This is a genomic window from Bradyrhizobium manausense, from assembly GCF_001440035.1.
In the GTDB taxonomy this organism is placed as follows: Bacteria; Pseudomonadota; Alphaproteobacteria; order Rhizobiales; family Xanthobacteraceae; genus Bradyrhizobium; species Bradyrhizobium manausense.
Genome location: NZ_LJYG01000016.1, coordinates 88,136 through 96,017, shown reverse-complemented (window position 1 = coordinate 96,017; position 7,882 = coordinate 88,136). Strand labels below are relative to the sequence as shown.

5 protein-coding genes and 1 pseudogene are annotated in these 7,882 nt (G+C 63.1%); 4 read left to right on the top strand and 2 right to left on the bottom strand.

The window, feature by feature from the left end; genetic code table 11:
• Positions 1-478, bottom strand: a 478-nt coding sequence (locus AOQ71_RS02935; protein WP_205668192.1) for an ATP-binding protein, incomplete at its 3' end; no start/stop codon positions are given.
• A 53-nt stretch (positions 479-531) separates the two neighbouring features.
• Here AOQ71_RS02935 and AOQ71_RS42445 point away from each other — a divergent pair.
• Positions 532-728: pseudogene (locus AOQ71_RS42445) on the top strand (DUF3606 domain-containing protein).
• Between the two features lie 41 nt (positions 729-769).
• On the opposite strand, the gene AOQ71_RS02930 reads toward AOQ71_RS42445, so the two are convergent.
• Positions 770-1,033, bottom strand: a complete 264-nt coding sequence (locus tag AOQ71_RS02930) for a hypothetical protein (protein WP_057741463.1) — start codon at positions 1,031-1,033, stop codon at positions 770-772.
• An 807-nt stretch (positions 1,034-1,840) separates the two neighbouring features.
• Between AOQ71_RS02930 and AOQ71_RS02925 the strand changes: the two genes are divergently transcribed.
• The 3 genes from AOQ71_RS02925 to AOQ71_RS47030 all read left to right on the top strand — a co-directional run.
• Positions 1,841-2,797: an ArdC family protein gene (locus AOQ71_RS02925; RefSeq protein WP_057741460.1), complete on the top strand. Its 957-nt coding sequence runs from the start codon at positions 1,841-1,843 to the stop codon at positions 2,795-2,797.
• Between the two features lie 106 nt (positions 2,798-2,903).
• A complete protein-coding gene (locus tag AOQ71_RS02920) occupies positions 2,904-5,021 on the top strand; it encodes a ParB/RepB/Spo0J family partition protein (protein WP_057741457.1) in 2,118 nt (705 codons plus the stop codon).
• A 184-nt stretch (positions 5,022-5,205) separates the two neighbouring features.
• Positions 5,206-7,882, top strand: a 2,677-nt coding sequence (locus tag AOQ71_RS47030; protein ID WP_430648602.1) for a strawberry notch-like NTP hydrolase domain-containing protein, incomplete at its 3' end; no start/stop codon positions are given.

Sequence of the window (7,882 nt, the reverse complement as noted above, 5' to 3'; positions counted from 1 at the left end):
CCAGCCCGATGGTCGAGCCGGTGCCGCGACCGGGCGAGGGCTTAGGTAGACCCTCGGTGTCCATCTCGTAGTCTTCGTCGAACGTAAACGTGCGCCGCTGGGCGTCTTCTCCTTTTTCCTTGAAAGTGCTGTCGATATCTACCTTGTCAAAGGCCTTGAGCCAAGTGAACCGGCCAAGGCCCTTGCCGCCGCGCGTGAGCTTATGGTCCGAGAAAGCCGTGTTGAACGAGTCGAAGTTCTCGTCATTCAGTCCGATGCCGTTGTCGGTGATGGTGAAGGCCTGGACCGGAGCGAACTCCTCGTCCAGAAGCACGGCGTCCCGCTCGACAGTGATCTTGATGAAGCCGTCCTTACTCGGCCGCTTGGCGTCCCGGATGGCCTGAAACGAGTTCATGACCGCCTCGAAGAGCGGGATGAGCGGCTTCCACTTGGGGAGCGGGGTCTGCCGGACCTGATTTCGGAGGTTGGTCCACAACATTGCAATGGCTCGTGCGAATCAGAGGGCAAAGGATAGGGCGAAATGGCGGCAGGTTGAAACAGGGCCGTTATACACCAAAGACGAAGACGGCACGTGGCCGAAAACAGGATCGGGCGCGAGTGGCTGGCGAAGAGAACTATGAGGTGCGGTACGAGGCAAAGAAGACCAGAAAGTCGGCATCAGCCGTGAAAAGGGCCGTCAAAAAATCGGCAATGCGCGCAAGCGCGTGGAGAAGAAGCAAGTCCGTTGAAATGGGAAGGCCGGGCTGCCGTTGAGGCTCGGCACGGCCTTCTAGGCCGGGGGGCATTCCGGGCAGGTATCACCGATCGAGTTCAGCAGCTCGCGAACCTCGGCCACCGCTTTATCAGGGGAGACGCCCGCTGGCGGGTCTCGACGGGCGATATCAAAGGCCCGCTCCCGTGCATGCGGATCGGCGCGATCTTGCATCCAACCGTGTTCGTCGCACTCGCGGATGGCGCCCGCTTCCTGGAGCACCTGGATCGCCCATCCGCGAAGCGTCCGTATTGCTTGCCCTCGCTTACGCGTCATCAGCATTGAGATAGCTCCCGATACGACGAATCCTTATGTCCGTAATTCGTTCCCTCCTGCTAACACAAGGCTGGGATTCGCAATGACGAGAGAGCAAGGTTTGGCGTGCATGCGACAGCGAACCACCGCTTCAGGTTACGCGCTTGACGTGAACAGCCGACCGAAGTCCGCATGTGCCATCCTAGGGGGCGCCACGGCAGTGGAAGAGCTGTAAAGTGCTTCCTGATGCTTCAGATTCCAATCTCGTGGACCAAAGTTCGCGAGGAAGTCGCAGATTGCCTTGTCTTGGCTTTGCTGGCTTTCGGTTTGGGCGCGTGCGGCTTCGCCGCACCGGGCTCTCGTCAACCGAGCCGCCTTGCGTCTCGGCCGTCCGGCGTCGATCCCTCGCGCAACACTGCGGTGCTCCTCGCCGGGGGCACTCGGGAAAGGGGCTCGCCTTCGGCGATCGCTATCACTGCCCCTGTCCCGGGTGCCGCTGTTAACCGGTCTCGTCGCTGCACTCGGACCCGCCTGCCCCTTCGGGTCGCTATGCTCACGCTCTCCGGGTGCCATTTCAGTGGGGCGATGCGCCGTTGGCGCACGCCTGATCAGGGCCTGCGGCCCTAGGCAATCAAGGCCACATCGCATGAAGAAATGGGATGTAAGGTGGGTCGCTCAGAAGATTGTCGCATTCCCTCACTTGCGAGCGAGCGGCGGGGCATCACGCGTCGTCGTTTCCGCGAATGAGGCTGAGAGTAAGAGAGCTGAGTGGGTTTGCCGTGACGGGTCACAGGCTGCGAGAGAGGCTCGCGGCGCCCGTCGCGGAGACCCGCGATGTCCAGACACTATCCTCGGGCGCGCACCGGTGAGGACCGGGCAAGCCTTTATGACGACATCACCACCAAGATCATCGGTGAACTTGAGGCCGGCCGAGTGCCGTGGGTGCAGCCTTGGGGCACCGCCGCGGCGATGGCGTGTTTGGCCATGCCGAAAAGCGCCGCGACCGGCCGTCAATACAGCGGCATCAACGTTCTGATCCTCTGGGGGGCCGCCACTGAGCGCGCATTCACAGGTCAAAGCTGGCTTACATTCCGCCAAGCGTTGTCGCTCGGTGGCCACGTCCGCAAGGGCGAGCGCGGGACCACCGTTGTCTATGCCGATCGATTTGTACCGGTTGAGGAAAAGCTGCGCGCGACCGAAACGGGCGACGAAGCGCAGGCCATCCCATTCCTGAAGCGGTTCACGGTCTTTAATACTGATCAATGCGACGACCTGCCTTCGGAGATCGCGACCACGGCGCCGCCTCCGCCGCCAGGGTTGATCGAGCCGCGGGTCGAAAAGCTCATCAAGGCGACCGGCATCAACTTCCGCGTCGGCGGCAACCGCGCATTCTATGCGCCGGCAGAAGACTATGTGCAGGTGCCTCCACCACAAGCCTATTTTGAGCCGATCAACTGGCATCGAACCGCCTTGCATGAACTGGCCCATGCCAGCGGTCATCCGTCACGTCTCAACCGCGACTTGTCAGGCGGTTACGGTACCAAGAAGTATGCTTTTGAAGAGTTGATCGCCGAGATATCGGCTGCGTTTAGTTGCGCGTCGCTCGGTATCGTACCGACGGTGCGACATGCCGACTATATCGGCTCCTGGCTCGAGGTGCTGCGCGAGGACAATCGCGCGATCGTGCGAGCTGCCTCACAGGCCAGCAAGGTTGCGGATTATCTCCTTGGCTTTCTGCCAGAGTCCGCTGCTGACGTGACGACCGAGAGCGAGGAGCAGGAGGCAGCGTGAAGATCTCGCCAGTCGCGTCGGATACAAGAGTGAGAGGGGAGGTGCTGCTTTCGCGACGGGTTGGAGGTCGAGAGAGGCTCCCGGCCGCCCGTCGTGGAGAATCGACATGACGAAGGCTGTTCAAAAGATCATCCTGTCGCCCTCGCGGGACATTCCGTTCAACAAGCTGGTGCTCAGCCAATCCAACGTCCGGCGCGTGAAAGCGGGCATCTCAATCGAGCAGCTCGCTGAAAGCATAGCCCAGCGGACGCTTCTGCAAAGTCTCAACGTGCGGGCGGTTGTGGATGCTGAAGGCAATGAGACCGGTATGTTCGAGGTGCCGGCGGGCGGCCGGCGCTATCGCGCGCTGGAACTTCTCGTCAAGCAAAAGCGCATGGCGAAGGTGCAGGCCGTTCCTTGTGTCGTGCGTGAGGGCGGCATCGCAGAAGACGATTCGCTCGCGGAGAACGACGAGCGGGTAGGCCTTCATCCGCTCGATCAGTTCCGGGCTTTCCAGACCTTGAGTGGCGCCGGCATGTCCGAGGAGGACATCGCGGCTCGACACTTCGTGGCGCCGGCTGTCGTCAAGCAACGCCTCCGGCTGGCGTCCGTGTCGCCAAAGCTGCACGACGTCTATGCCGAAGACGGCATGACCCTCGAGCAGCTCATGGCTTTCTCGGTCACGGCGGATCACACGCGGCAGGAACAGGTCTGGGAGAATGTCAGCCGCTCGGGCTACGATGAACCTTATCAAATCCGGCGGATGCTGACCGAAAATACCGCGCGGGCGTCCGATCGCCGCGCGCAGTTCATTGGGCTCGATGTTTACCAGCAGGCAGGCGGCGGCATTTTCCGCGACCTGTTCGAGCACGATGATGGCGGCTGGCTTCAAGATGTCACCTTGCTCGATCGTCTTGTCACGGAGAAGCTCAAAGCCGAGGCCGAGTCGATCGCCGCGGAGGGGTGGAAATGGATCTCCGTCGCCGTTGACTTCCCCTACGGTCACACGACGCGCCTGCGCGAACTGGGAGGCCAGCCTGTCGATCTGACCTCCGAGGAACAGGCCACCATCGAAGCTCTCAACGCCGAGCAGGCGAAGCTCGAAACCGAATATCAGGATGCGGATGAGCTGCCCGAAGAGATCGACCAGCGTCTCGGCGCGATCGAGGCGGCGCTGCTGGCGCTCGAAGATCGGCCGAAAACTTACGATCCGGCCGAGATTGCCCGGGCCGGCGTCTTCGTCAGCATCGATCCCGAAGGACGGCTTTCCGTCGATCGGGGCTATGTTCGGCCTGAGGATGAGGCGCCTGCGGCCGGTTGCGACGTTGAACAGGGCACCGATGCTTCGTCGCCCAATGGGCAGGAGGCTGATGCCCCCGTACAACGCGCGGCGATCTCGGTCGCCGGCGCACCGACCGAACCGGAGGAAGATGATGAAGACCCGGCAAGGCCGCTGCCGGATCGGCTCATCATCGAGCTCACGGCCCACCGAACGCTGGCATTGCGGGACGCGCTGGCGGAAAATCCCGCCATCGCATTCCAGGCGGTGCTGCATAACTTCGTGCTGACGGCCTTTTACCGGTTCGCTTCGTCCGGGAGCTGCCTTGAGATCGGGCTGCGCACACCAAACTTTCCCGCTCAAGCTCCGGGGCTGCGGGAAAGCGTCTCGGCTAAGGCTGTCGAGGTGCGGCATGAGGCCTGGAAGGCACGGTTGCCGAAGAGCGAGAACGATCTCTGGGATGCGCTGACGGCTCTCGATGGGGGTGCACAGGCATCGCTGTTCGCCCACTGTGCGTCCTTTGCGGTCAACGCCGTCTATGAGCCGGCCAATCGCTACAATCAGGGGCGCGTCTCCGCTCACGGCGTCCGCACGCGTCTTGACCAGGCCGACGTGCTTGCGCGCGCTGCCGGACTCGACATGGTGCAGGCTGGCTGGAGACCGACCGTCGACAACTATCTTGGGCGAGTCACTAAACCTCGCATTCTGCAGGCGGTGCGGGAAGCCAAGGGCGAGTCGTCGGCCCAACTGATCGACCATCTGAAGAAAGGCGACATGGCCAAGGAGGCCGAGCGTCTCCTTGATGGCTCGGGCTGGTTGCCGGAGCCACTGCGTCTCGTCGATTCTAGCCTGTCTCCGGTGGGGCCGGAAGGTGAAGCGGGCCCGCTGCCGGAATTCCTCGCTGACGAGGAGGATCCGGAGAACGCCGGCGACGAGGATCCGCAACAGCTAGATGCGGCTGAGTAGCATCGCCGACCGGCTGGCTCCAGCCGTCCGGCACTTGCTTGGGGACCGGTGTACGGCGCCGGTCCCCATTTTTATTGCGAGACGGCTGAGAGGGAGAGTGGGGCCGGGAAGGGTTTGAATCGCCGTGGTCTTGAGGAGAGCGCCGGGCGGTTCGACCCGTTCCTGCTCTCCGGAAGAAATCCCCATGACCGAACCTCTCGCCGGCGGCGCTGCCGCTGCGCCGCTCTCGATGTGTGCCGCTGCAACTATCACCTCCGCTACGATCAGGGCAGCGCGACAGCTCTTGACCGATCTCGAACGCGGCCGGCGCATCGATGCCGCGGTCCTGCGTGGCGCCATGGAGGCTGCCTTCGGCGCCTCGGACGCGGCCGGTGCCTGGAATTGGAAGACCGCCTATGATGCCTGCGAGGCCGCAACCGTTCTATTCCTTCGCAAGTTCGGTCCGGCTATGCGGACCAAGGCCGGTTCGACGGGCGCGATGCTGCCGATGCTCGCGAAAGTCGCGAGCTGTCTGCCGACCCATACGCGGCGTTCCGAGGAGAGCCAGGCACTTCAACAATTTTCGACGCCGATCCCACTGGGACTGGCCGCATGTACCGCAGCCGCCGTTACACCGGCCGACCGAGTTCTGGAGCCGTCCGCCGGGACAGGCTTGCTCGCCATTTTCGCCGAACTCGCCGGCGGCGGCCTGATATTGAACGAGTTGGCCGAACCTCGCGCTGAGTTGCTCGATCAACTATTCGCCGGCATTGAGATCACGCGGTTCGAAGCCGCCCAGATCGATGATCATCTCGATGTAGGCGTCATCCCGAGCGTCGTCCTGATGAACCCGCCGTTCTCGGCTCTGGCGAACGTCGATCGACGAATGGCGGACGCGGCGCTCCGGCACGTCGCTTCGGCCTTGGCGCGTCTCTGCGACGGTGGGCGTCTGGTCGCCATCACCGGCGCAAGCTTCGCGCCGGACAATCCGGCGTGGCGCGATGCCTTCGTTCGCCTTCAGGAACGCGCGCGAGTTGTATTCTCTGCCGCGGTCGGAGGAGCCGTTTACGCGAAGCACGGAACGCAGATCGATACAAGGCTGCTAGTCATCGACAAGCAGCCAGCGGCGGACCCGAACGTCTTGCCGGCCTCGCTCGGCATGGCTGGCGATGTCGCGACCTTGCTCGACTGGGTGACCCAGCATGTGCCTCCGAGGTTGCCTATTGCCGCCCCTGTCGTGATCGACGTCGCAAGACATCCCGTGAAGTCACGATCCCCGTGCGCTTCGGCGCTCCGCCTGTCCTCTGCTTCGGGCGTCTCCGCGCCAGAGGGCATAGAGCTCGCATACGAAATAGTCGAATGGTCGCCGCCGGAAGGTGCCCGGCTTACCGATGCGCTTTATGAGGAATTCGGATTGCAGTCGATCCGCATTCCGGGTGCGCACGCGCATCCGACCAAGCTCGTGCAGTCGGCTGCAATGGCATCCGTCGCGCCACCAAGACCTTCCTATCGGCCGCATCTGCCAGCCAGTCTCGTGGCGGATGGCATCCTGTCGGACGCCCAGCTCGAGAGTGTCATCTATGCCGGCGAAGCTCATTCCGAATTTATCGCCGGCTCATGGACGGTCGATGACACTTTTGATGTTGTGGCCGCCGCGCGCGACGACGCAGAGAATGCTGTCCGCTTTCGCCGCGGCTGGTTCTTGGGCGACGGCACCGGCGCGGGCAAGGGGCGGCAGGTCGCCGGGATCCTGCTCGACAACTGGCTCAAGGGCCGCCGCCGTGCGGTCTGGATCAGCAAGTCCGACAAGCTGATCGAGGACGCTCAGCGCGACTGGTCGTCGCTCGGTATGGAGCGTCTTCTCGTCACACCGCTCTCGCGCTTCCCTCAAGGACGTCCGATCCGTTTGGCCGAGGGTGTCCTATTTTTAACCTACGCTACGCTGCGGTCCGACGATCGCGGCGAGAAGCTTTCCCGCGTCCGGCAAATTGTTGAATGGTTGAGGTCTGATTTCGACGGCGTCATCATTTTCGACGAGAGTCATGCCATGCAGAACGCTGGTGGCGGCAAGGGAGAGCGAGGCGATGTCGCGCCTTCGCAGCAGGGTCGCGCAGGCTTGCGCCTGCAGCATGCGCTCCCCAACGCCCGAATCGTCTATGTCTCGGCAACCGGCGCGACCACCGTCCACAATCTCGCCTATGCCCAACGGCTCGGCCTCTGGGGCGGCGAGGATTTTCCGTTCGCCACACGCGCGGAGTTCGCGGCGGCGATCGAGGATGGCGGCGTCGCGGCCATGGAGGTACTGGCGCGTGATCTCAAGGCGCTCGGTCTCTACACCGCCCGGTCGCTCTCCTATGACGGTGTTGAGTATGAACTGGTCGAGCATCAGCTCACCGATGAGCAGCGGCGCATCTACGACGCCTACGCCGGCGCCTTCAGCGTCATCCACAATCACCTCGATGCAGCGATGCAGGCCGCCAACATCACCGGTGAGACAGGCACGCTGAACCGCCAGGCCAAGTCGGCCGCGCGCTCGGCCTTTGAGTCGGCCAAGCAGCGTTTTTTTGGCCATCTGATCACGAGCATGAAGACGCCGACCTTGCTCCACTCCATCGAGCGGGACCTGGCCGATGGCCATGCCGCCGTCATCCAGATCGTGTCGACCGGCGAGGCGCTGATGGAGCGGCGGCTGGCCGAGATCCCACCTGAGGAGTGGAACGATGTCCGCGTGGACATCACGCCGCGCGAATATGTGCTTGATTACCTCGCCCACTCCTTCCCGGTGCAGCTCTACGAGCCCTTCACCGACAGCGACGGCAATCTCTCGTCCCGACCCGTCTTTCGCGGTGGCCAACCCGTCGAGAGCCGCGAGGCTGTCGCCC

What these genes read in the sequence shown, in the direction of transcription:
- AOQ71_RS02930 (WP_057741463.1), bottom strand. Translation starts at nt 1,033, where the DNA reads ATGCTGATGACGCGTAAGCGAGGGCAAGCAATACGGACGCTTCGCGGA.
- AOQ71_RS02925 (WP_057741460.1), top strand. Translation starts at nt 1,841, where the DNA reads ATGTCCAGACACTATCCTCGGGCGCGCACCGGTGAGGACCGGGCAAGC.
- AOQ71_RS02920 (WP_057741457.1), top strand. Translation starts at nt 2,904, where the DNA reads ATGACGAAGGCTGTTCAAAAGATCATCCTGTCGCCCTCGCGGGACATT.